The 21,177-nt window shown below is 38.7% G+C and carries 20 protein-coding genes; 8 read left to right on the forward strand and 12 right to left on the reverse strand.

All coding sequences use genetic code 11. From position 1 onward, the window contains the following. Positions 1 to 720, reverse strand: coding sequence for a two-component system response regulator OmpR (gene ompR, locus D172_RS16470; RefSeq protein ID WP_007376425.1), 720 nt, complete (start codon positions 718 to 720; stop codon positions 1 to 3). A gap of 195 nt (positions 721 to 915) precedes the next feature. On the opposite strand from ompR, the gene greB reads away from it, so the two are divergent. From greB to D172_RS16490, 4 genes are all read left to right on the forward strand, one after another. Continuing rightward, positions 916 to 1,395 carry a transcription elongation factor GreB gene (gene greB, locus D172_RS16475; protein ID WP_007376424.1) on the forward strand — a complete coding sequence of 160 codons (480 nt, stop codon included), beginning with the start codon at positions 916 to 918 and terminating at the stop codon, positions 1,393 to 1,395. 116 nt (positions 1,396 to 1,511) lie between these two features. Continuing rightward, positions 1,512 to 1,823: a hypothetical protein gene (locus D172_RS16480; RefSeq protein WP_007376423.1), complete on the forward strand. Its 312-nt coding sequence runs from the start codon at positions 1,512 to 1,514 to the stop codon at positions 1,821 to 1,823. A 50-nt stretch (positions 1,824 to 1,873) separates the two neighbouring features. Beyond that, complete coding sequence (locus D172_RS16485) at positions 1,874 to 2,455, forward strand: CBS domain-containing protein (protein ID WP_007376422.1); 582 nt, start codon at positions 1,874 to 1,876, stop codon at positions 2,453 to 2,455. 167 nt (positions 2,456 to 2,622) lie between these two features. Continuing rightward, a complete protein-coding gene (locus D172_RS16490; RefSeq protein WP_007376421.1) occupies positions 2,623 to 4,950 on the forward strand; it encodes a Tex family protein in 2,328 nt (775 codons plus the stop codon). A 72-nt stretch (positions 4,951 to 5,022) separates the two neighbouring features. Here the strand turns inward: D172_RS16490 and D172_RS16495 are convergent, their stop codons facing one another. From D172_RS16495 to bioH, 3 genes are all read right to left on the reverse strand, one after another. After that, a complete protein-coding gene (locus D172_RS16495; protein ID WP_007376420.1) occupies positions 5,023 to 5,877 on the reverse strand; it encodes a putative metalloprotease CJM1_0395 family protein in 855 nt (284 codons plus the stop codon). 4 nt (positions 5,878 to 5,881) lie between these two features. Next, positions 5,882 to 6,190: a hypothetical protein gene (locus tag D172_RS16500; RefSeq protein WP_007376419.1), complete on the reverse strand. Its 309-nt coding sequence runs from the start codon at positions 6,188 to 6,190 to the stop codon at positions 5,882 to 5,884. Positions 6,191 to 6,280: 90 nt separating this feature from the next. After that, on the reverse strand, positions 6,281 to 7,018 hold the full coding sequence (bioH, locus tag D172_RS16505) for a pimeloyl-ACP methyl ester esterase BioH (protein ID WP_007376418.1): 738 nt from the start codon (positions 7,016 to 7,018) through the stop codon (positions 6,281 to 6,283). Positions 7,019 to 7,092: 74 nt separating this feature from the next. Between bioH and D172_RS16510 the strand changes: the two genes are divergently transcribed. After that, the gene (locus D172_RS16510) at positions 7,093 to 7,770 is read left to right on the forward strand and encodes a ComF family protein (protein WP_007376417.1); all 678 of its coding nucleotides are present in this window, start codon (positions 7,093 to 7,095) and stop codon (positions 7,768 to 7,770) included. Positions 7,771 to 7,783: 13 nt separating this feature from the next. Here D172_RS16510 and D172_RS16515 read toward each other — a convergent pair whose 3' ends face one another. Continuing rightward, positions 7,784 to 10,333: a M14 metallopeptidase family protein gene (locus tag D172_RS16515; protein WP_033023368.1), complete on the reverse strand. Its 2,550-nt coding sequence runs from the start codon at positions 10,331 to 10,333 to the stop codon at positions 7,784 to 7,786. A gap of 148 nt (positions 10,334 to 10,481) precedes the next feature. Here D172_RS16515 and nfuA point away from each other — a divergent pair, with 148 nt between their 5' ends. Together nfuA and D172_RS16525 are read left to right on the forward strand one after the other, a co-directional pair. Then, positions 10,482 to 11,057 (forward strand): Fe-S biogenesis protein NfuA, encoded by a 576-nt coding sequence (nfuA, locus tag D172_RS16520; RefSeq protein ID WP_002959571.1) that lies wholly within the window; start codon positions 10,482 to 10,484, stop codon positions 11,055 to 11,057. A gap of 9 nt (positions 11,058 to 11,066) precedes the next feature. After that, positions 11,067 to 11,336, forward strand: a complete 270-nt coding sequence (locus tag D172_RS16525) for a hypothetical protein (RefSeq protein WP_007376414.1) — start codon at positions 11,067 to 11,069, stop codon at positions 11,334 to 11,336. 13 nt (positions 11,337 to 11,349) lie between these two features. Here the strand turns inward: D172_RS16525 and dinF are convergent, their stop codons facing one another. Next, entirely contained in the window at positions 11,350 to 12,684 is a 1,335-nt protein-coding gene (gene dinF, locus D172_RS16530; RefSeq protein WP_150115564.1) for an MATE family efflux transporter DinF, read from the reverse strand. On the opposite strand from dinF, the gene D172_RS16535 reads away from it, so the two are divergent. Next, positions 12,664 to 13,695, forward strand: coding sequence for a polysaccharide deacetylase family protein (locus D172_RS16535; RefSeq protein WP_007376412.1), 1,032 nt, complete (start codon positions 12,664 to 12,666; stop codon positions 13,693 to 13,695). The genes dinF and D172_RS16535 overlap by 21 nt on opposite strands. On the opposite strand, the gene D172_RS16540 is transcribed toward D172_RS16535, so the two are convergent. The 6 genes from D172_RS16540 to D172_RS16565 all read right to left on the reverse strand — a co-directional run bounded on the left by D172_RS16540 (position 13,692) and on the right by D172_RS16565 (position 21,169). Next, positions 13,692 to 14,723 (reverse strand): protein-glutamate methylesterase/protein-glutamine glutaminase, encoded by a 1,032-nt coding sequence (locus D172_RS16540; protein ID WP_007376411.1) that lies wholly within the window; start codon positions 14,721 to 14,723, stop codon positions 13,692 to 13,694. The two genes, D172_RS16535 and D172_RS16540, sit on opposite strands and share 4 nt — an antisense overlap. An 8-nt stretch (positions 14,724 to 14,731) precedes the next feature. After that, complete coding sequence (gene cheD, locus D172_RS16545; RefSeq protein WP_007376410.1) at positions 14,732 to 15,349, reverse strand: chemoreceptor glutamine deamidase CheD; 618 nt, start codon at positions 15,347 to 15,349, stop codon at positions 14,732 to 14,734. Further along, the gene (locus tag D172_RS16550; RefSeq protein ID WP_007376409.1) at positions 15,333 to 16,163 is read right to left on the reverse strand and encodes a CheR family methyltransferase; all 831 of its coding nucleotides are present in this window, start codon (positions 16,161 to 16,163) and stop codon (positions 15,333 to 15,335) included. The genes cheD and D172_RS16550 overlap by 17 nt, the downstream gene beginning before the upstream one ends. 74 nt (positions 16,164 to 16,237) lie before the next feature. Continuing rightward, the gene (locus tag D172_RS16555; protein ID WP_033023365.1) at positions 16,238 to 18,544 is read right to left on the reverse strand and encodes a methyl-accepting chemotaxis protein; all 2,307 of its coding nucleotides are present in this window, start codon (positions 18,542 to 18,544) and stop codon (positions 16,238 to 16,240) included. Positions 18,545 to 18,599: 55 nt separating this feature from the next. Further along, positions 18,600 to 19,085: a chemotaxis protein CheW gene (locus D172_RS16560; protein ID WP_007376407.1), complete on the reverse strand. Its 486-nt coding sequence runs from the start codon at positions 19,083 to 19,085 to the stop codon at positions 18,600 to 18,602. Further along, on the reverse strand, positions 19,082 to 21,169 hold the full coding sequence (locus D172_RS16565; protein ID WP_007376406.1) for a chemotaxis protein CheA: 2,088 nt from the start codon (positions 21,167 to 21,169) through the stop codon (positions 19,082 to 19,084). The genes D172_RS16560 and D172_RS16565 overlap by 4 nt, the downstream gene beginning before the upstream one ends. Positions 21,170 to 21,177 lie beyond the last annotated feature (8 nt).

A 21,177-nucleotide genomic window follows, 5' to 3' on the forward strand; every position in this document is an offset into this window, starting at 1 on the left:
TTACTTTTCACCATCAGGAACAAATACATACCCCAAACCCCATACGGTTTGAATATAACGCGGATTGGCAGCATCAATTTCAATCATGCGTCGAAGTCGCGACACTTGCACATCAATACTTCGCTCAAGCGCACTGTAATCACGCCCACGCGCTAAGTTCATTAGCTTATCGCGGCTAAGTGGCTCTCGTGGATGCGAAACAAGCGCTTTAAGCACGGCAAACTCACCACTGGTAAGCGATATTGTTTTGTCCCCTTCACTCATTTCGCGCGTTGCTAAATTAAGCGTAAATTTACCAAAAGCGATCAAGTTTTCTTCAGCAGCTGGAGCACCTGGCACTTCTTTTGCGCGGCGGCGCAAAATTGCTTTTATGCGAGCAAGTAGCTCACGTGGATTAAATGGTTTTGGAATGTAATCGTCAGCGCCAAGTTCAAGACCAATAATACGGTCTACTTCGTCGCCTTTAGCGGTGAGCATAACAATAGGGATTTCATTTTCTTTTTGGCGTAACCTGCGACAAATTGACAATCCATCTTCACCTGGAAGCATTAAATCGAGAACCATTAAGTGAAAGTTTTCACGTTCAAGGAGTCTGTCCATTTGCTCCGAATTTCCTGCGGTTCTCACAATAAAGCCTTGCTCTACTAAGTAACGTTCGAGCAAACTGCGTAAGCGCATATCGTCATCAACAACTAATACTTTTGTGGTCTCGTGTCCCATAATCTCTTTCTTATTTTTATATCCAATTATTAGTTAATATAAATGAAAAACTGAATAATCAAAAACTAATTACTTGCTTAGATTGTTACTGAACATTTCAAAGCTTACTTGCTCGTACTTTATTACATTTTACGCTCGACAAGTTTTGGCAAATTTAATAACGTGCACACCATTAGAGTTAATAAAGAATTCACCATGAAAACAAATTTAGTTACCCGCGAAGGTTACTTACAATTACAACAAGAACACGACCAACTATGGAACGTTAAACGCCCAGAAGTAACAAAAATAGTCAGCTGGGCGGCCAGTCTCGGAGATCGCTCTGAGAACGCTGACTATCAATATAACAAGCGTTTGCTTCGCCAAATTGACCGTCGTATACGCTATTTACGCAAACGCATACCTGATTTAAAAATCATCGACTACTCTCCCGTTCAAGATGGAAAAGTGTTTTTTGGTGCATGGGTCGAAATTGAAAACGAAGAAGGTGAAACTAAAAAATTCAGAATTGTCGGACCTGATGAAATTTACGACCGAAAAGATTACATATCAATAGACTCACCTATGGCGCGTGCATTGATTAAAAAGCAAGTAGATGACGACTTTGAAGTACCTACTCCTCAGGGTAAAAAGCAATGGTATGTAAACAGTATTGATTACCAAAAAAAGAAATAAAAAGTTTTGATTCAGATCATGTTAACTTTTGATTGTGTAAATTAGGTCAATAAGCTATAAATGAATTATTCAAGTTGATTTGTTTAATTTGAAAGCAGTTAATTAAGGTCGTGGGTATGTCAAACATAGTACAGCGCATATTAAATAATGCCGTATTGTTTGCACTTTTAATGAGTGTAAGTTTGACGCTGCATGCCAATAACACTGAAGTAAACCTTGATAACGCTAAACTATCTAATCACTTTATTGCTTGTGACATTCCTGACCAGGCAAACCTCGATTTTGACGTAGACTCTCACGTTAATACTATTACCTTTAGGTCGCCTCAACCACTTCCTAATGTCGTAGATTCTTTTTATAAGAGCACCAATCTAAACAGACCTTTTAGCACTGCGTACCAACGCGGACCACCTAGCTATTTAATTTAATTCATTATTTTACAACTTAATTAAATTTTATAACGACTAAGGTGACTACTATGTCTAACTTTAAAGAATTACGTACTCAAAGCATTTCTCACGGCGTTATTGCAAGCACATTTGCAGATGACCAACCATTAATTGATTTAGCCTCTCCGGCATTAAAAGTGGTAAATAATTTCACTCAAAAAACACCTGTCCGCGCCCAGTATGAAACAACAATTGAAGCAGCACTAAAACAGATTAGCGCTCAACAATCTGATTTTGTCTTAGTAACGGACGACAACCAAAAATTAATTGGAATAGTTTCAAGTGCTGATTTACAAAGCTCAAAAATCACGATTATTGCCCAGCGTTTAAATACACCGCGTAATGAAGTTAGCTTACGCCACATAATGACACCAATAAGTCAGTTAATGAGTGTAAGTATGCAAAGCTTAAGCTACGCATGTATTGGTGATGCGTTGCAAACAATGGAGCATCAAGGGGTGATGTTTTTATTAGTGACTACAACTGACAATGAAATTTGCGGTTTAATCTCAGCACGTCAAATTACTAAAGCGCTACATATCCCTCTGCATATTACCCCCATAGCTAATTCATTCAGTGAAGTATTAGAAAACATAGAGCACCCTCACTAGGGGCTCTTTTAACGCTATAATTACCCAATCAAGCCAACCATCTTAAAGCAAGGAAAATAGCTTGCTTTAAGAGCTTTTTATTACAACCTCGTGTGATATTATTCAAGCAATTAGTCGTATCAGTTAACTTACTAACTGGTCTTATTTTTGTTTAAAAAGGTTTTTGCATGAGCGATATCTCTGCACGTTTAGCCGGTGAGCTAAATGCACAACAACAGCAAGTTGTTGCTGCAACAAAGTTACTTGATGAAGGTGCAACTGTGCCTTTTATTGCTCGTTATAGAAAGGAAGTAACCGGTGGCTTAGATGACACCCAATTACGCCTTTTAGAACAGCGTTTATCATATTTACGTGAACTAGAAGAACGCCGCAGCTTTATTTTATCAACCATCGAATCTCAAAATAAATTAACAGCAGAGTTAAAGGCAGATATTAGTACTGCGCAAAGCAAAACTGAACTTGAAGATTTATATCTCCCGTATAAAGCGAAGCGCCGTACTAAAGGCCAAATAGCAATTGAGGCCGGATTAGAGCCACTTGCTGATGCACTGTTTAAAAATGCTAACCTTGATCCTGAACAACAAGCTGAACAATTTATAAATATCGAAAAAGGCTTTGCTGATATAAAGGCAGTGCTTGAAGGTGCTAAGTTTATTTTAATGGAGCGCTTTGCTGAAGACGCAAAACTACTTGCTAAATTTAGAAGCCACATTAGCCAAAATGGCGCAATTCAAAGTACCGTTATTAAAGGCCAAGAACAAGCTGGCACTAAATACCGTGATTACTTTGAACACCAAGAGCTTCTAAAAAAAGTACCTTCGCATCGCGCACTTGCAATGCTGAGAGCTCGAAATGAAGGTGTACTTCAGTTAAATGTTAACCCTGAGCCTAGTGCTGAAAATTCAGCGCAACTTTGTGCCAACATGATTGCTGAGCATTACCGTTTAGATATTAAATATAAAGCGGCAAGTCCTTGGTTATTAAACGTTTTGCAATGGGCGTGGAAAATTAAATTAGGGCTGCATTTAGAAAACGAATTTTTTGCAGCCATGCGCGAAAAAGCAGAAGCTGGTGCAATCGACGTATTTGCTAAAAACTTAAAAGATTTATTAATGGCAGCACCTGCAGGCCCTCGTACTACTTTAGGTCTTGATCCAGGCCTTCGAACTGGCTGTAAGATTGCCGTTGTTGATAGCACAGGTAAATTACTAGCTACACAAACTATTTTCCCTCATGCACCACAAAATCATTGGGATAAATCAGTGCGTACGTTAGAGCAACTTTGTCGTCAGTATAAAGTTGAGCTAATTGCGATTGGTAACGGTACTGCATCACGCGAGTCAGATAAGTTAGTTGCTGAACTTATCAAAGCAAACAGCGAACTTAAACTTAGTAAAATTATGGTTAGCGAAGCGGGTGCATCGGTTTACTCAGCTTCTGAATTTGCAGCTAATGAATTTCCAGATTTAGATGTTTCTATACGCGGCGCTGTTTCTATTGCGCGCCGCCTACAAGATCCTCTTGCTGAACTTGTTAAAATTGAGCCAAAATCAATTGGTGTTGGCCAATACCAACACGATGTATCGCAAAGCCAATTAGGCCAAAGCCTTATCTCCGTTGTAGAAGACTGTGTAAACTCAGTAGGCGTAGATTTAAACATGGCATCGGTACCGCTACTTACACGCGTATCTGGTTTGAACAAAACATTAGCGCAAAATATCGTTAATTATCGCGATGCTAACGGCACATTTACTAAACGTAGTGAGCTTAAAAAGGTTGAGCGTTTAGGGCCAAAAGCATTTGAACAAGCGGCTGGTTTTTTACGTATTAACAATGGTAGCGATCCGCTAGATAACTCATCAGTTCACCCTGAAGCTTATCCTGTTGTTAAACGTATTTGTGAACGCAATAGCGTCGATGTCAGTAACCTAATTGGTAACAGCGACTTTTTAACTAAACTTGCTGCTAACGATTACACTGACGAAAAATTTGGCTTACCAACCGTTACCGACATTATTACTGAGCTTGATAAACCTGGTCGAGATCCTCGCCCTGAATTTAAAACGGCTGAATTTAAAGCCGGTGTTGAAAAAATTAGTGATTTAAAACCAGGTATGATTTTAGAAGGCGTGGTTTCAAACGTTGCTAATTTTGGTGCGTTTGTTGATGTAGGTGTTCACCAAGATGGTTTAGTGCATATTTCAGCAATCACGAATAAATTTATATCAGATCCGCGTGAAGTTGTTAAAGCTGGTGATATTGTAAAGGTTAAAGTAGTTGAGGTAGACGCTGCACGTAAGCGCATAAGCTTTACTATGCGCTTAGATGACGAAATTGACACAAGTAATAAGTCAGCAGCTCCAGCTACGCAAAAGCCACAAGCACGTGCTAATAATTCGCAACCTCGTGCTGCAAAGCCTAAACGTGACAATGGTAATGCGTTAATGGGTAATGCATTTGCCGATGCGTTCGCTAATGCTAAAGTAAAAAAATAATAGTTGTACAGCTAAGCTAAAACGAAAAAAACCGCGTAAGCGGTTTTTTTGTGGTTATGTTTTGCTAGATTATTAACTTAACGCTGAAAAACTACTTTGGCTCGCTGGCGATGTCGCCATTTGATAAAAGTTAGCAATACGCCCTGCACGTGCCTCAACATCGGCATCACGTGTTTGCTCGTCACTTTTAGCTGTTTTTGTATCGCTGCTTTCATCGCTAGAGAATGAAGCTTCAAGTTTACTTTTTGCGTCTTCGTCATCTTCTTTTTCAGGTTGTGCAAGCTCAGCCTGAGCCGCTGCTAGCTTTTGCGTAGCATCTGCAGCAATAGAGCGATCAGCTCCCGAAGGCTCAGCAGGTGCTAATGCAGCAGCGCGCACCGTTTGCATTTTATCAATCGTCGCTTGTGGGTCGCCGGGTATTTCTGATACATCAATTTGTACTTCTCCGCCAACTGCGTAATTAGTACCATCGGGCCCGCGTTGATATTCATAACTTGGCGAACCTGCATGTTGTCCACCTACAGAGGCATGCGCTTGTTCGTGTATTCTGACTTCGGTATCTCGAGCCTTTAGCTCTTTAATTTGTAGCTGTTCTTGCTCTAATTGCAGCTCTTCTTGCTCTAATTCTTGTTGCTCACTTGCTTCGTTTTCTTGTTCAGAGCCTTCAGGGTTTTCTGAGTTTTCATCGCGTTGTTGAACTGATTTTTCGTCTGTTGTTTTTCCCGTTGCATCATATGTTACGCTATCACTTCCACCTGGCAACTTCGCTTTTTCAGCGTCACTTTGGGCTTTAGTTTCGGTATTACTTGCGCTACTTGATGCTGGTGCAGGAATGACTTCGCGTAGTTGGTTGTCACGTCGTGCAGTTTCCGTATAAACATTTGCAGTGTTTATATTGATAGATGGAAATGGCGTGACAATATTCATAATACTAAACTTTAATATCGATTAACGTGCCAAGTACATCATCGGCCGTTTGAATTGATTGCGTATTTGCCTTGGCATTAAACTCTTCAACTTTTAAGTTAACAAGCGCTTCATCAACACGAGCAGGCTGTGCTACAGGTGCAGTAATAGCTTCTTCAGGGCGTGCTGCCGTAAGCTGACGTTGCTGCGCTAACTGCGCGTCGTCTTGCTGTTCAATATTGGCACGATTAATCTCAGCACTGGCCTTTTCGATACCTTGGCTAGCACGATTAAATCCTTCAACACCGTTATTAAATACAGATCCGATTGGCATATTAAAACCTCCACCAAATTAACATTGTTTAATTATCGCTCAGGTTATGCACAAAATAAAGCTTTAAACTGCGCTATTTTCAGCTCAATTTTAAAGCATTGATTTAACGACAGATAAAAACTCTCTCTTATGAGAAATAAATGGGGCGTGCGATGCTTTATCAAGCACTTCATATTCAAACTCAGTATTTAGTGCTGATATTTCCGCAATCACTTTATAAGGTACAAGTGCATCTAAACGCCCGAATATACCTTTAATAGAGACCGGGCAACGAGTAAATAACTCACGCAAGTCTTCGTTTTTTAAAATATCCAAACCTGCCATAAGCGCTTCAGTATTTGGTGCGCTGTATTGATTTAGTAATAGTTTAAGTTGCTTTATATCATCCCTTGCCGACTCACTTCCCATCGCTTGAATTGCTAAAAATCGCTCTATCGTTTTTTCTCTATGATTAACTAGTTGGTCTTTAAATTGTTCTAATACTTTGGAATTAATACCAGGCCAATCTATTTGCTCTGCAAAAAATGGCGTTGATGCAACCAATATTACTTTTGACACTTTTTCAGGCCAATGCTTAGCAATATACAGTGCAAATAAGCCTCCTAATGACCAGCCCATTAAAATTGATTGTGGTTGTAGTTGTTCACTCAAAAGTGCGGCTGCATCATGGAGTGTATAAGGGCTTGGGCAAGCAATACTATTACCAAACCCAGGTAAGTCAAGGCTGCGTACATTCCCTGAATATAAAAATTCAAGCTCTGGCTGAACCAACTGCCATACCCCCTGATTCATTCCCCAACCATGTAATAACACTAACTCATTTTGCATATTTGCCTAACCTTTACCAAACTTAGGCTTATCATAACGTTTAAATAGGTGGTTGTAATGCACGGAGTGAATCAATGAAACAAGCCGTTTTAAATTGGTTATTTCCCTCTTATTGCGTGCAATGCCAAAGCCCGATTACAGCTAATTTAGGGTTGTGTGATTATTGCCTTGAAGATTTACCGTTATTTGATTTTAGTAAGCATACTAATTTACTGCACCGACCCGATATTATTGAGATGTTTCCTAATTGCGAGTTTGATAAGTTATTTGCATGCGCATTTTATCAACCTCCATTTGAGCACTGGCTTAAGCAACTTAAATTTAATAACCAAATTCATTATAAAAAGGCATTGCAGCAAGTCATTAAAAAACAGCTTGTACAACTGTTTGCTCAGAGCCAAAACTTACCTGATGCTTTTGTTATTTTACCACTGCATAAAAATCGTTTTTTGGAGCGTGGATTTAATCAAGTCAGCCAAGTATGGTATCCATGTTTAACTAATTACTTACCATTGAGTAACGTACTTATTCGCGACAAAAAAACACAGGCTCAGTCAAAACTATCAAAAACAAAGCGTATTAAAAACTTAAAAAATGCCTTTATTTGTACAGAGGATATGCGCGGTAAAACCGTCGCTATTGTTGATGATGTAATGACAACGGGCGCTACATTAAATGCAGCGACTCATACATTAAAACAAGCTGGCGCTAAACAAGTATGGGCTTTTGTAACCTGTTTAACGCCAATTTAGTAATTAAAAAATACTACCCACCATTTGCGCGAAACGTGTGACCAAAAAATAAAGCATTGCTTAGCAGTCGACTAGTACCATACCAGTAACCTCTAAATACAGGATCGTCGGTCATACCTATCACTGTACCTCGCCCGTATGAGTGTGCGATTAAACCGGCGCCGCCGGCAACTTGCTCAACATTAACGGCATCAGTAAAACCTGCCAATAATGGTTTTTTAGTGTAGGTAAGTACATTTACGAACGGCGCATCGGAAGCTTCAAGTAACCATGTGCTGTTTTTAAATACCGGTAATGTATTACGATTAAGTGAAAAACTAAGTGGGTGAGTTAAATCTACATTGGTATTAAAAATGGCACCTGCAATGCGCTGACGTCCAGCTAAATGATCTTTGTCGCCATAACTTAAACCTGTCGTATTAAATGCGCTCGCTACATCTTGTCGTGATAGATAACTTGCTTTAAGAATTTGCTGATCAACTAAAAATTTAGCGCCGCCTTTGTGACCCCAAATAACACCACCTTTTCTTACCCAGCTTTTAATTGCCACTTTATCAGTGTCAGATAAGCTATTGTAATTGCCATGAGCAAGTACAATATGGCTGTAATCACTTAGCTCAAGTGAGCTAAAGCGGTTCATTTCAACAATTGTTGGCGCTGCGCCAACAAAGCGATCTAGGTAATACCACACTTCGCCTACTTCGTACTGGCTCGCGCCCTGCCCACCAATAAGCAGTACCTTTGGCACACTAACAACGGCCATTGATCGTGAACCTAAATCAGCGCCTTTACTTGTTAAACCTGATGTAATTGGTTTAATTGCAATACCAAATTCACTTTGTGCTTTACTAAGCTGGGCAACCCAATCGATATTTGTTTGTAGGCCTGCTGAAATAATAATACTACCTGGTTCGAAGTTTACCTCCCCCGATGTTGATTTAGCAGTTAATGAGCTCAATGCAACGCGTGCTTTAATACCTTGTTTAAGTAAAGTATTGAGCATTTTAGGGGCTAAATAATCGTCCCATGCAAAACCAAAGGCATAACCATTTTTTAAATCGGAAAAAGATGTTTTTACCGCTTTATTCCAAGCAGTATCTGCAACATCTAAGCCCCAATTGCTTTTAACTTTTGCAAACGGTAAATTAAAAGCATGCGCTAGAGTCCAACCCGAAACATCATAGAATGTATTATCAGCAAAGTTTTTTTGCTCACTAAAAATAGCTTTTACTAAACGGTATTGCGGTTGCGCTAATGGCACAAAATAACTATGAGTACTAAAACTTTTTCCATTTGCTTTTAATGGTTTAGTAAGTGGGTAAGCGTTAATTTGATGCTGTTTTAGTAATTCTAAAAAGTGCTTAATACGGGAGTTGTCGCTCGCGCCTTCAACAACATAACCTTCAAAGCTCTCGTCACTGGCTAAATCAGCTGCCTGATTATAAAGCTTCGCTTGGTAATCTAGTAACGCCTGGCGATTATCAATGGCTGCTTTAAAGGTTGATAAGCTCGTTAATAGCTGATTTTTAATAGTAAATGCAAAGCTTAAAGGTCCGTTTATAGTTTCTTGAATATGCCCACGAGAACTGGCTTGCTCGAATAAAATGCCTACACCACCATTTACGTCGGGATAAGTTGAGCCTTTTCCGTAATAAAAATCGTCAAAACTTTCTTCTGTAAAATAAAGTGCGTTATTTTCATCTAAAGTTTTTGCATGATAGTTGGCAATCGCTTTCGTTAAAGTTACATTTTCATCTGGTGTTATTGGGTGTTTACGACTTGGGATACCTGGCTGAAAAAAGTAACTGCTATTTGGCCCCATTTCATGAAAGTCAGTTAAAATATTTGGTTTCCACTGATGAAATTTGGCAATTCGCGCGCGCGATTCAGGATGCTGTAGTAATAACCAGTCACGATTTAAATCAAACCAATAATGGTTAGTACGGCTACTTGGCCAATTTTCAACATGTTCACGGGTCTTAGGATCAGACGATAAGTTCATACCTCGGTTACTGTTGGCCCAATTAGCAAAACGAGCAAGCCCATCAGGATTAAGTGAAGGGTCGAGTAAAATAACCGTGTTATTTAATAGCTCATCTATTTCAGCACCTTGAGCAGCTGCTAAATAATAGGCTACCAATAATGAAGCGTTGCTGCCCGATGATTCATTGCCGTGTACACTATAACCCATCCAGACAACAGCAGGTTGGTCTTTAGTTTTGTCACTGTTGTTACTTAAACGCGCCAAATGAGCTTGGCGAGTTTGCTCTATGTTTGGCAACTTGTTGGCGGCAGTAATTGTTAGCATCACAAGCGGGCGTTGCTCATGTGTACGGCCAATAATTTCAAAGTTTATGCGGTCACTTTTTTTCGCAAGTACTTCCATATAGCGCACTAACTGGTCGTGTCTTACATGCCACTCCCCCACTTGATAACCTAGCACTGCTTCAGGGGTGGGAATGGTAGGGTCAAATTGAACATCTTGCTCAAAATAATAAGATAGTGGCTTTGCCATACTTGAAAAACTCAGTAGTACCACCATTATTGTTAACATGAACCGCATATAAATCACTCTAAAAATGTTTGTTAATTGCACGCTACCATTGCTTAAAATAGATGCCAACTTTTTACGCTCAACACTAGCCGCAACACGATGAGCGGAGTATGATATGCAGTATCCGAGTAATTTAGTCAGGTATAAAGCCGTTTTTATGATTTCTATTTCCGAAACAGCGCAAGCGCATTTTGCTAAACTATTAGCAGATCAATCACAACAAACCAATATTCGTGTTTTTGTTGTAAACCCTGGTTCATCACAAGCGGAATGTGGTGTGTCTTATTGTCCAGAAGACGCTGTTGAAGCCAGCGATATTCGTCTAAATTTCAATGGTTTTGATGCTGTTGTAGATGCAGAAAGTGCGCCATTTTTAGAAGAAGCCGAGATCGATTTTGTTACTGACAAAATGGGCACTCAATTAACGCTAAAAGCGCCGAATGCTAAAGCTCGTAAAATTGGTGATGATGCATCATTAAATGAACGCGTGCAGCACATGCTTGAAACTGAAGTAAACCCGCAACTAGCAAACCATGGCGGCCAAGTAAGTCTAGTAGAAATAACAGCTGCAGGCATTGCTATACTTCAGTTTGGTGGTGGTTGTAATGGTTGCTCTATGATCGATGTAACGCTAAAAGAAGGCATCGAGAAAGAAATGATCGCTAAATTTGAAGAAATCACCGGTGTTGCTGATATTACAGAGCACGAAGCGGGCGATCACTCTTACTATTAATTATTATAAATGCTAAAGCCACTTATCTATCGTTTAGGGAGTAACCCTAAACTTAGCTTAAAGCGATTTTTTCGCGGCTTAGCACTATTTGTGCTAGCCGTGGTATTCATCTCCCTTGGGTATTACACTCATTACAGTTTGCAAATAATTGGCGTTGCAATTTTAGTCCCTGCACTGTTTTTTGCAGCTTGGGGTTATTGCGGGATTTTTGCTAACCGCTTTTCACAAGTCATTAAAGGCATTGGCCCAAAAAATCACGATCCCGATTTATGGAAATAAATAATCATCGCACTTAATCTAATAGCTTGTTATTTTCTTTAAGCCTTTGGTATTTAATAATCAAAGTCACGCCCCGCATTAACATAAAACAGCTCATAGCTAACCATAGTCCATTATTTTGTAATTCGTTAAATATCCAAAACACCCCAAAAAATCCAACTGTAGCCGAAAAAAGCATACTATTACGCATATCTTTTGCACGTGTTAAACCCACAAAAACACCATCAAATAAAAAACAACTCATAGCAAGTAATGGAAGTGCAATAACCCAAGGCAAATAAAGCGTCGCCTCATTAATAACCTCTGGCACATTGGTTAAAAGCATAATAATTTGGGCACCAAAAACGGCAAAAAATAGGCTATACAACAATCCAAACAACATTCCCCAAAATACACTGATTTTTACCCATAACTCTATATTACTTACACTTTTTTGGCCTTTTGCTTGCCCTACTTTTGCCTCACTAGCATATGCAATACCATCTAGAGCAAAACTAACTAACATTAAAAAGTTAAGCAGCACGGCGTTAGCAGCGAGTGTCGTTTCGCCAATACGTGCACCATAAAATGTCATAAAGCTAAAACATAATTGCAGTATTAAAGAGCGAATAAAAATATCGCGATTCAAACTCAATAATTCAGCCATTTTGCTAATACTCAACCAATTCGGTACATTGAGCTCAATATCTTGTTTTTTAGCTAGTTTAACCACTAAAAAAAGTGCAAAAATTAGTGCGGTATAGTCAGCAATAAGTGACGCCCATGCAGCACCAGCAACCGCCCAATCAAGGTAAACAACAAAGTAAATATCGAGTATTATATTGACTATGTTTGTTACTAATAATAAATAAAATGGCCCTCGCCCGTAATGTACACCAAGCATCCAACCCAGTAACACTAAATTACACAATGCTGCTGGAGCACTAAAAATGCGGATACTAAAATACTGATATGCTTGTGTGAGTACATCGCTATTAGCAGCAGATAAAAATGCAATCGCATGTTTTATCAAAGGAGATAAAGCGATAAGTAGTACAGCAACAAGACTTGCAAGTAATAAGCTACGTTTAAGTAAGGCGGCTAATTGAGTTAAATCATTTTCTCCGTAAGCCTGAGCGACCATGCCAGTCGTACTCATTCTTAAAAATCCCGCTAGCCAAAATAAAATAGAAATAACAGCAGAACCAAGCGCAATACCCGCTAAATAGTGAGCGCTCCCTAAGTGCCCAATGACAGCAGTATCAACAATTCCTAACAGTGGTACTGTGATATTTGATAGTATCATCGGACCGGCTAACAACAACAAGCTTTTATGGTGTGCTTTATTATGTATAAGAAATTGTTTCATTTAGTATTATTTTCTCTCATTAGTGTATCTCTACGCGTTCAAGCTGCTGTTATTTTACAATACCATCATGTTAGTGAAAGCCTTCCTGCCGTAACGAGTGTTAGCGCGAATACATTCACTAAACATTTAAGCTATTTGAAAGAGCATAACTTTAACGTTATTCCTCTTAATGAACTAATAAATGCACTTCAGCAAGGTAAAACATTACCTGAGAAAACCATCGCTATCACTTTTGATGACGGTTACAACAACAATTACGACGAAGCAGCGCCAATTTTAGAGAAATTTAATTATCCATATACTATTTTTGTAAATCCAAAATTAATTGATGAAGGCCAAAGTTATGTAATGGACTGGGATAAACTCAAAGAGCTTAGCAAAAAGGGCGCGCTTATAAGCAACCACAGTGCTCAACATGATTATTTGCATATTAAACTTGATAACGAAACGGATGCCCAGTGGAAAATACGTATCAAACAAGATATTTTGTATTCACAACAACGTATAAAAGAAGAGGTTGGCCAAGACTACAAATATTTAGCCTACCCGTATGGTGAATTTAATAACGAATTACAAGCTCTTGTGACTGATCTTGGCTTTATAGGTATTGGTCAACACTCTGGGGCGGTGAATAAAAACTCAAACTTCAGTCGCTTGCCGCGTTTCCCAGCTTCTGGGTTTTACAGTAAACTAGATACGTTAATCACAAAACTAAATTCTCATGCTTTTAATATTACAAAGTTAACGTATCAAGATAGCGTGACAACACAAAACCCACCAACACTAACCATAGAGTTTGAAATGGGAGATTTTCATAAAACACAGTTTGCCTGCTATGTCTCAAATGTTGGCCAAGCAAGCTTAAATTGGATAAGTAAAAATACGGTTGAAGTCACTTCTCCAAAAGAGCTAAATAATGGCCGTTCTCGCTTTAATTGCACTGCGCCTTCGATTAAAAACCCGAGTGACTATTATTGGTTCTCACAGCCGTGGGTTATTGAAAATAATTAAACTTTAATAGCCTGATTCAATAGCCGCTCAGTTACCTTATCCAACGCAACAACTTCGTTTGCTGCGTTTAACTCCACAGCAGCTTTTGGCATTCCCCAAACCACAGACGAAAATTCGTCCTGAGCTAGTGTGTACGCGCCACCTTCCCTTAAAGCGAGCAATCCTTTTGCGCCATCACTCCCCATTCCGGTTAACAACGCTGCCACAACATTCTTAGCGTTAATTTCTACCAATGAATTAAACAATACATCCACTGCTGGTTTATGCCGATTTACAGGCTCATTATCATCAAGTTCACAATATAAGTGTCCCCCATATTTTTTAATGGTTAAATGCAAACCACCAGGAGCAATATAAGCGCAACCTGCGACTAGCTTATCACCTTGCTCTGCTTCTTTAACACTAATGATACATGTACGATCCATCCTTAAAGCGAACGAAGTACTAAATACAGGGGGAATATGTTGAGTAATAACAATCGGCGGGCAATTAATAGGCATTTTTATTAATACTTCTTTTATCGCTTCAGTGCCCCCAGTTGATGCGCCTATAGCAATAACTTTATTTAATAAAAACTGAGCATTGATAGGTAAAGGATCACTCGATGGTAACGCTTTTTTATAACTTCTAACTCTTGCACCAGCGGCTACTCGTACCTTTTGCTGAACTAAATACGCATATTGGCTCATTTTATCTTTTATATTAGCCGTTGGTTTAGCTATAAAATCAATCGCACCGAGCTCTAGTGCCTCTAATGTAATTGGTGAACCTTTTTGTGTTAATGTAGAAATCATCACTACAGGCATTGGCCTTAGGCGCATTAGATTTTTTAAAAAACTAATACCGTCCATTTTTGGCATCTCTACATCCAATGTAAGTACATCAGGGTTAAGTTGTTTAATCATTTCTCGTGCTTTATATGGATCCTCAGCACTACCTACCACTGTAATATCTTCAGCTTGCTGTAAAACGTCAGTGAGTAATCGCCTAATTAAAGGAGAGTCATCTATTATGAGTACTTTAATCATAAACACACCTAAAACAGTTCAATATCCGTAACTACATCTTGTTTTTTAAGGCTTTGTAAATAACGAACTTCACGCTTCTCAATGGTATTGTTATGTAGGTTTTTCAACTTTTTCATATGAACTTTACCAGTGTGGGGATGAAAAAATATTTTCCTTGGCCAAGGGCCTCCCATATCATGCGCCACTAAATTAAGGGCTTCCTCTTGAACATAAGCGGTAGCAAAACTAATATTACCCAAACCGATATCAGTCATCGCGCTAATAATTTTCCCCCCACCAAACAGCTTAATTTTTAAGTTTCGACGTGAAGCTCCATTTTTTAGCACTTCGTTTATTAAATATTCCATAGCCCAGTTACCGTAACGACAACTTAAGCTATGTGCATTATTAAGCTCCACTCCTTTTTGAATTGGCAGCATAAAATGGTTCATCCCGCCAATTCCTAGTACTTCGTCATAAACGCAAGCCGCAATACACGAACCGAGTACTGTTGAGATAAGTTCATTGTTTTTTGACACATAGAACTCACCAGGGAGCACTTTGGCAACAACGCTCTGCCGACCTGAATCCCAATACCGCTTAATATGCTCAAAGCTAGGTAATACTGTTCTAAATTCCGCGTGCATTACTGCCCTTTTGATACATCGTTTTACCTAAGTTTTTATATTGAGAATGCTCTTTACCCATACTTTCTGAGTGACCTAAGAACAAATGCCCTTGCTCACTCAATATATTAGCGTAGCGTTCAAAAAGCTGATCTTTCGTTTCTTTATCAAAGTAAATAACTACATTACGACATAAAATAAGATCAAAAGGACCATTCATTGGCCACTCTTGTAATAAGTTTAAACGTTTAAACGCTATACATTCCTGCAATTTTGGCTTTACTTTATATGCCTCACCATCCTTACTTTTTAAAAACCAACGCTTGAGCTGCTGCTCACTGAGTCCATTAACATTTGCAGCGGTATACATGCCACTTTGCGCTTTTGCTAACACGTTTGAATCTAAATCTGTGGCTAAGATCTTCACATCCCAATCACTCGGAAATGCAGCATTTAATGTCATTGCTAAACTGTAAGGCTCCTCCCCAGTTGAGCAACCAGCAGACCAAAATCTCACGCGTTTGCTGTGCTTATTTGTTTTTAAAAGGACAGGGATAAGTTCAGATTTAATAAATTCAAAATGATGAATTTCACGGAAAAAAGATGTTAAGTTCGTTGTTATAGCATTAATAAAGGCATCGAACTCTTGATCTTTATTCTTTTTCAAGAAAGCTAAATATGATTTAAAATCAACAAGGTTTCGCTCTCTAATACGTCTTGCTAAACGCGAATAAACCATTTCTCGTTTATGTTCACCTAATACAATTCCGCATGCGTTATAAACAAGATCGGCAATCTCTTTAAAATCTCGGTCGGTAAATAAAAACTCTTTCATTATTCACTCTCAATCAAGCCAACAAGCAATGCCTCAATGTAATTACATAACAACGAGGCCGAGAAGGTGAGTTGTTAAAACTCTTCCCATTCATCTGCCGAGTCAACAAAATTATCTCCTCGCGTTTTACTGCGAATATAATTATTCTGCGGCCTTTGAGATAGCGCTGGCGTTCGCATCGTAGGTGAAATCATCGCTTTATCTTGCTGACCTAAAGAGAAAAAGTTGAGTAACCGCCGCATTTCATTTGCCTGCTCAGCCATAGACTCGCCAGCGGCAGAGGCTTGCTCTACTAAAGCAGCATTTTGTTGAGTCATTTCATCCATTTGTGAAATAGCTTTATTTACCTGTTCAATACCGGCGCTTTGCTCTTCGGATGCTTCTGTAATATCAGAAATCATTTGTGTGACTCGTTGTACTGAAACAACAATTTCTTTCAGTGTAGCGCCTGATTCATTAACTAATTGAGAACCATCAGCGACCTTACCTACACTGTCTCTTATTAATTCTTTAATTTCTTTAGCTGCGCCCGCTGAGCGCTGAGCTAAGTTACGAACTTCCCCTGCAACAACCGCAAAGCCTCGCCCTTGTTCACCAGCTCTAGCAGCCTCTACAGCAGCATTAAGCGCCAATAAATTGGTCTGAAATGCTATTTCGTCAATGACCCCAATAATGTCAGCAATTTTTTTGCTTGATTCATTAATCGCCGACATACTCGTGACAGCTCTGTTAACGACTTCGCCGCCCTGCATTGCTTTTTCACAGGTTTCTTCTGCCAAATCATTTGCTACTTTTGCGTTATCAGCATTTTGGCGAACGGTACTGGTCATCTCTTCCATGCTTGATGCTGTTTCTTCAAGTGACGAGGCTTGCTCTTCTGTTCGCTGACTCAAATCAGCATTGCCTTGAGATATCTCTTCAGCGCCACTTGCAACTAACGTAGCCGATGAATTTATCCGATTTATAACTTCGGTGAGCTTATCTGCTGTCGTGTTTGCATCACGTTTGAGTTTATCAAATGAGCCTTTATATTCTTTCTCGATTCGTTTTGACAAATCACCATTTGCCATAGCATCAAGCATATCTCCAGTATCGGCGACAGCATCATCAACAATTTTAACTAAACTATTTAGCCCTTGAGCTAAACGTAAGAAAAATCCTTCTTTTCCATTTTCAATAACTCTTGTATCTAAATCGCCTTTACCTGCTGCACTAATGAGCGTCGCAATTTCTTTTTCTATAGCAACTTCAGCAGTCCTATCTTCCCATTCCACAATTGTGCCTAACTTTTTACCTTCTTGACTAATCCAAGGTGAAGCTATTAAGGTAAAAGTAACACCTGCTAAAAGTAATTCAGCTTTATGTGGTTTATCCAAATTTTTTAGTAACTCACGTTGGTGCGCAGGGTGCTTATGAAAGTCATCAACGCAGGTACCTATAAGACTATCTACAGAAAAGTTTGGTAATACTGTTTGCAGTTCTTTTTCTCGTATTTTAAGCATTTTTTGAACGCAATCGTTCACAAAAATAATATTAAGCTCTTCATCGGCAATCATTACATTTGCCTGGCAAACTTTTAGGGCATTAGCTAAATCGGCTGCCTTTCTAGAAGCTTTTTCAAGCTCTTTTTGCACTGTAATATTTGTAGCGTACTTAATAACCTTAAAAGGCTTACCATTCATATCATAGATTGGGTTATAAGAGGCTTGTATCCAAATTTCTTGGCCTTGCTTTCCTATTCGTAAATACTCACCTGAATCAAACTCGCCTCGACCAAGTTTAGTCCAAAACTCTTTGTATTCATTGCTATTTGCATATTCCGGTGCGACAAATAATCTATGATGCTGACCTTTAATTTCATCAAGCTGATAACCAAGAGCATTTAAAAAATTATCATTAGCGCTAATAATACTGCCATCTAAACTAAATTCGATAACCGCTTGGGATTTACTAATTGCACTAATTTGTCCGGCAGCATTTGCCGATACCAACTTTTGATCTGTGATATCTGTAGCAAGTTTAACGACTTTGAGTACTTGGCCCTCAGAGTTAATAATTGGATTGTAAGTAGCCTGAATCCAAACCTCTTTACCACTTTTAGCAAAACGCTTAAATTCATCGGAAATAAACTCGCCATTACGAAGACGCTGCCAAAAATTTTTGTAGTCATTACTTTTAGCATCATCATAATCTACAAATAAAGAATGGTGTTGTCCTTGTACGTCTTCTAATTGGTATTCCATTACGCTAAGAAAGTTAGCATTTGCGGTAATTATTATTCCGCTTGGCTCAAACTCAATCACAGCTAATGACTTATTTAATGCGCTTACAATTAAATCATTACTTGATTCTGACTGTTTTGGATTACTAAACCATCCCATGCCCATCACCACCTTTAAGTTTATTTTTTATTACTTTATTTAGTTATTTTATAAACTAAATATTCATTGTTTTTTGTAAGTCGATCAACGCCACCATTTTATCGCCCACATTGACCAACCCAGCAACGTACTCACAATTATTTGATTCAGATAAACTAGGAACAGCTTTAGCATCTTGCTCTACAATACTGTAAACATCAGAGACTGCATCTACTGCAATACCTATAATTTTACTGCCCTGTTCAAACTCTATTTTTATAACAATAACCACTGTCAATGGTCCATAATCAGTACTTGGTAAGCCAAACCGTAAACGTAAATCAATAATTGGCACAATTGTACCCCGCAAGTTAATTACGCCTTTTACAAACTCAGGTGCGTTAGGTAGTACTGTAATTTCCTCCCAGCTACGAATTTCTTGTACTGTTAGAATATCAACGCCGTACTCTTCATCAGCCATAATAAAAGTTAAAAATTGCTTCACTCCTTGTTGCTGCTGAAGGTTTAATTGGTTACTGAGCTGGCTTTGCTCTGAGTTCATAACGCCTCCAAAGTGGCTTGCGTTTCAATGGTTAGTTCTTGACTGCCTGGTTTTTTTAAACCTGAGAGCTTTATTAAGCCACTAATGTCCACAATCAGCGATACGCGCCCATCTCCTAAAATAGTGGCACCCGATACGCCATCAACTTTGTGATAGTTAGCTTCTAAACTTTTAATCACAACCTGTTGCTGAGACAATAAATCATCAACTAAAAGTCCTACTTTTTGGTTATCAGTTTCAACTACTACGAGTAATGTTTTATCTAAAGACTCAATCGCATTTTGATGATTAAAAATAGCGTATAGACGTAAAATAGGAATATATTCATCTCGAAGTCTGAGTACATCAAGGTCTTTACCCACTCGACTTACTTTTGTGATATCAATTTGTAATGACTCAACAATCGAAATGAGCGGTATAATATAGGTATGTTGAGCGACTTTAACGAGCTGACCATCTAAAATAGCTAGCGTAAGCGGTAATCGAATTGTGAATGTTGAACCAATACCAGGGGCCGATGTTACTTCAACTGAACCATTTAAAGATTGAATGTTACGCTTAACAACATCCATGCCTACACCTCGACCCGATAGCTCACTCACTTCATCCATAGTAGAGAAGCCAGGCATAAAAATTAGTTCATTGATTTCATTGTCCGTTAAATTACTATCGGCTGTAATTAACTCATTTGCGATTGCTTTTTCTTTAATTTTTTTGGTATTAAGGCCTTGACCATCATCCATTATCTCAATAACAATATTACCGCCTTGATGAAATGCATTTAACGTGACAATTCCCACTGGATTTTTTCCTGCAAGCACTCTTTGATCTACGGTTTCTAACCCATGATCAAGCGAGTTTCTAAGCAAGTGCACCATAGGATCTGAAATTTTTTCCATTACGGTTTTATCAAGTTCGGTTTGCTCACCAATCAACTTAAGCTCGACTTTCTTATTTAGCTTTTGTGCTATGTCGCGTACCAATCGAGGAAAGCGACTAAATACAAAATTAATTGGTAACATACGAATACGCATTACGTTTTCTTGTAAGTCACGTGTATTGTGTGCAAGTTGCGCTAAACCCTCTTTCAACGACGTAATCGTAGTTGATGTTATTTCCTGTTCACTTAGCTGATTCAGCATAGCTTGAGTAATTACCAGTTCACCAACCATGTTTATTAATGAGTCAACCTTATCAATGCCAACACGGATTGAGGTTGACTCTGGCGCACTAGCGACTTTTTTATCTTTATTGCTACTTGGTTTTGATTTGGCGGGTAAGGTTGTTATTTTTTCTAATTTTTCAGGTTGTTCTGAGAGAACTAAATCATGGTTATGATCTGAAATACTAGCTGGTTGTTCATCATCAAATGAGCTTACACATAATTCAACTGTAATCTCTGCATCATCTTCTACCCATTCAAAGACTTCTTTTATCGCCTTTTCGTCATGGCTTGTATTTAAAAAAAAGCGCCAGTGTAAAAAACATTCATCATAACTTAACTCCGTAATATCAGGCACTGAATCATAAAAAACGGTTGTTTTTAATTCACCTAACTCAGCAAGTTCACTGATCATGTACAGCGGCTCATTTCCTGTTTTAAATAAGTGATGATGAGGCTTAAAGTTAATTTGATATGTGTTGCTAGTCGATAGCACAGCTTCGTTTTGTGGCTTACTCTCCAATACGTTGTCTTTTTTCTCTAACACATGTTCAAATTGCATCCGCAAAGCATTAGCTTCAGTTAAATCAGACGCTTGATCTGCTTGAAGCGCGGCAAGTAAACCTCGCAAGCAATCAACTGCTTTGAGTAATAAATTAACGTGTTCAGTGCTAAGTTCTCGCTCTCCTTGGCGGATCTGGTCTAATAGTGTTTCAAGTACATGGGTAAAATCAGCAACAGAACTAAAACCAAAAGTACCACTTCCCCCTTTAATTGAGTGAGCAGCTCTAAAAATAGTGTTGATAGTTTCTAAGTCTTCCTCACCTGGCACTAAGTTTAAAAGCTCAGCCTCCATAGTATCTAGGCCTTCAAAACTCTCTTCAAAGAAAACTTCAAAAAATTGACTCAAATCTATACTCACACAATACT

It is taken from the genome of Pseudoalteromonas sp. Bsw20308 (genome assembly GCF_000310105.2).
GTDB lineage: Bacteria > Pseudomonadota > Gammaproteobacteria > Enterobacterales > Alteromonadaceae > Pseudoalteromonas > Pseudoalteromonas fuliginea.

Excerpts from the sequence above, each read along its gene's own strand:
- D172_RS16525 (WP_007376414.1), top strand. The coding sequence starts at position 11,067 with ATGCTAAAGCCACTTATCTATCGTTTAGGGAGTAACCCTAAACTTAGC.
- D172_RS16500 (WP_007376419.1), bottom strand. The coding sequence starts at position 6,190 with ATGCCAATCGGATCTGTATTTAATAACGGTGTTGAAGGATTTAATCGT.
- D172_RS16510 (WP_007376417.1), top strand. The coding sequence starts at position 7,093 with ATGAAACAAGCCGTTTTAAATTGGTTATTTCCCTCTTATTGCGTGCAA.
- D172_RS16560 (WP_007376407.1), bottom strand. The coding sequence starts at position 19,085 with ATGAACTCAGAGCAAAGCCAGCTCAGTAACCAATTAAACCTTCAGCAG.
- D172_RS16485 (WP_007376422.1), top strand. The coding sequence starts at position 1,874 with ATGTCTAACTTTAAAGAATTACGTACTCAAAGCATTTCTCACGGCGTT.
- D172_RS16550 (WP_007376409.1), bottom strand. The coding sequence starts at position 16,163 with ATGAAAGAGTTTTTATTTACCGACCGAGATTTTAAAGAGATTGCCGAT.
- D172_RS16555 (WP_033023365.1), bottom strand. The coding sequence starts at position 18,544 with ATGGGATGGTTTAGTAATCCAAAACAGTCAGAATCAAGTAATGATTTA.
- D172_RS16495 (WP_007376420.1), bottom strand. The coding sequence starts at position 5,877 with ATGAATATTGTCACGCCATTTCCATCTATCAATATAAACACTGCAAAT.
- bioH (WP_007376418.1), bottom strand. The coding sequence starts at position 7,018 with ATGCAAAATGAGTTAGTGTTATTACATGGTTGGGGAATGAATCAGGGG.
- D172_RS16515 (WP_033023368.1), bottom strand. The coding sequence starts at position 10,333 with ATGCGGTTCATGTTAACAATAATGGTGGTACTACTGAGTTTTTCAAGT.
- D172_RS16480 (WP_007376423.1), top strand. The coding sequence starts at position 1,512 with ATGTCAAACATAGTACAGCGCATATTAAATAATGCCGTATTGTTTGCA.
- ompR (WP_007376425.1), bottom strand. The coding sequence starts at position 720 with ATGGGACACGAGACCACAAAAGTATTAGTTGTTGATGACGATATGCGC.
- D172_RS16535 (WP_007376412.1), top strand. The coding sequence starts at position 12,664 with ATGTATAAGAAATTGTTTCATTTAGTATTATTTTCTCTCATTAGTGTA.
- dinF (WP_150115564.1), bottom strand. The coding sequence starts at position 12,684 with ATGAAACAATTTCTTATACATAATAAAGCACACCATAAAAGCTTGTTG.
- D172_RS16490 (WP_007376421.1), top strand. The coding sequence starts at position 2,623 with ATGAGCGATATCTCTGCACGTTTAGCCGGTGAGCTAAATGCACAACAA.
- greB (WP_007376424.1), top strand. The coding sequence starts at position 916 with ATGAAAACAAATTTAGTTACCCGCGAAGGTTACTTACAATTACAACAA.
- D172_RS16540 (WP_007376411.1), bottom strand. The coding sequence starts at position 14,723 with ATGATTAAAGTACTCATAATAGATGACTCTCCTTTAATTAGGCGATTA.
- cheD (WP_007376410.1), bottom strand. The coding sequence starts at position 15,349 with ATGCACGCGGAATTTAGAACAGTATTACCTAGCTTTGAGCATATTAAG.
- nfuA (WP_002959571.1), top strand. The coding sequence starts at position 10,482 with ATGATTTCTATTTCCGAAACAGCGCAAGCGCATTTTGCTAAACTATTA.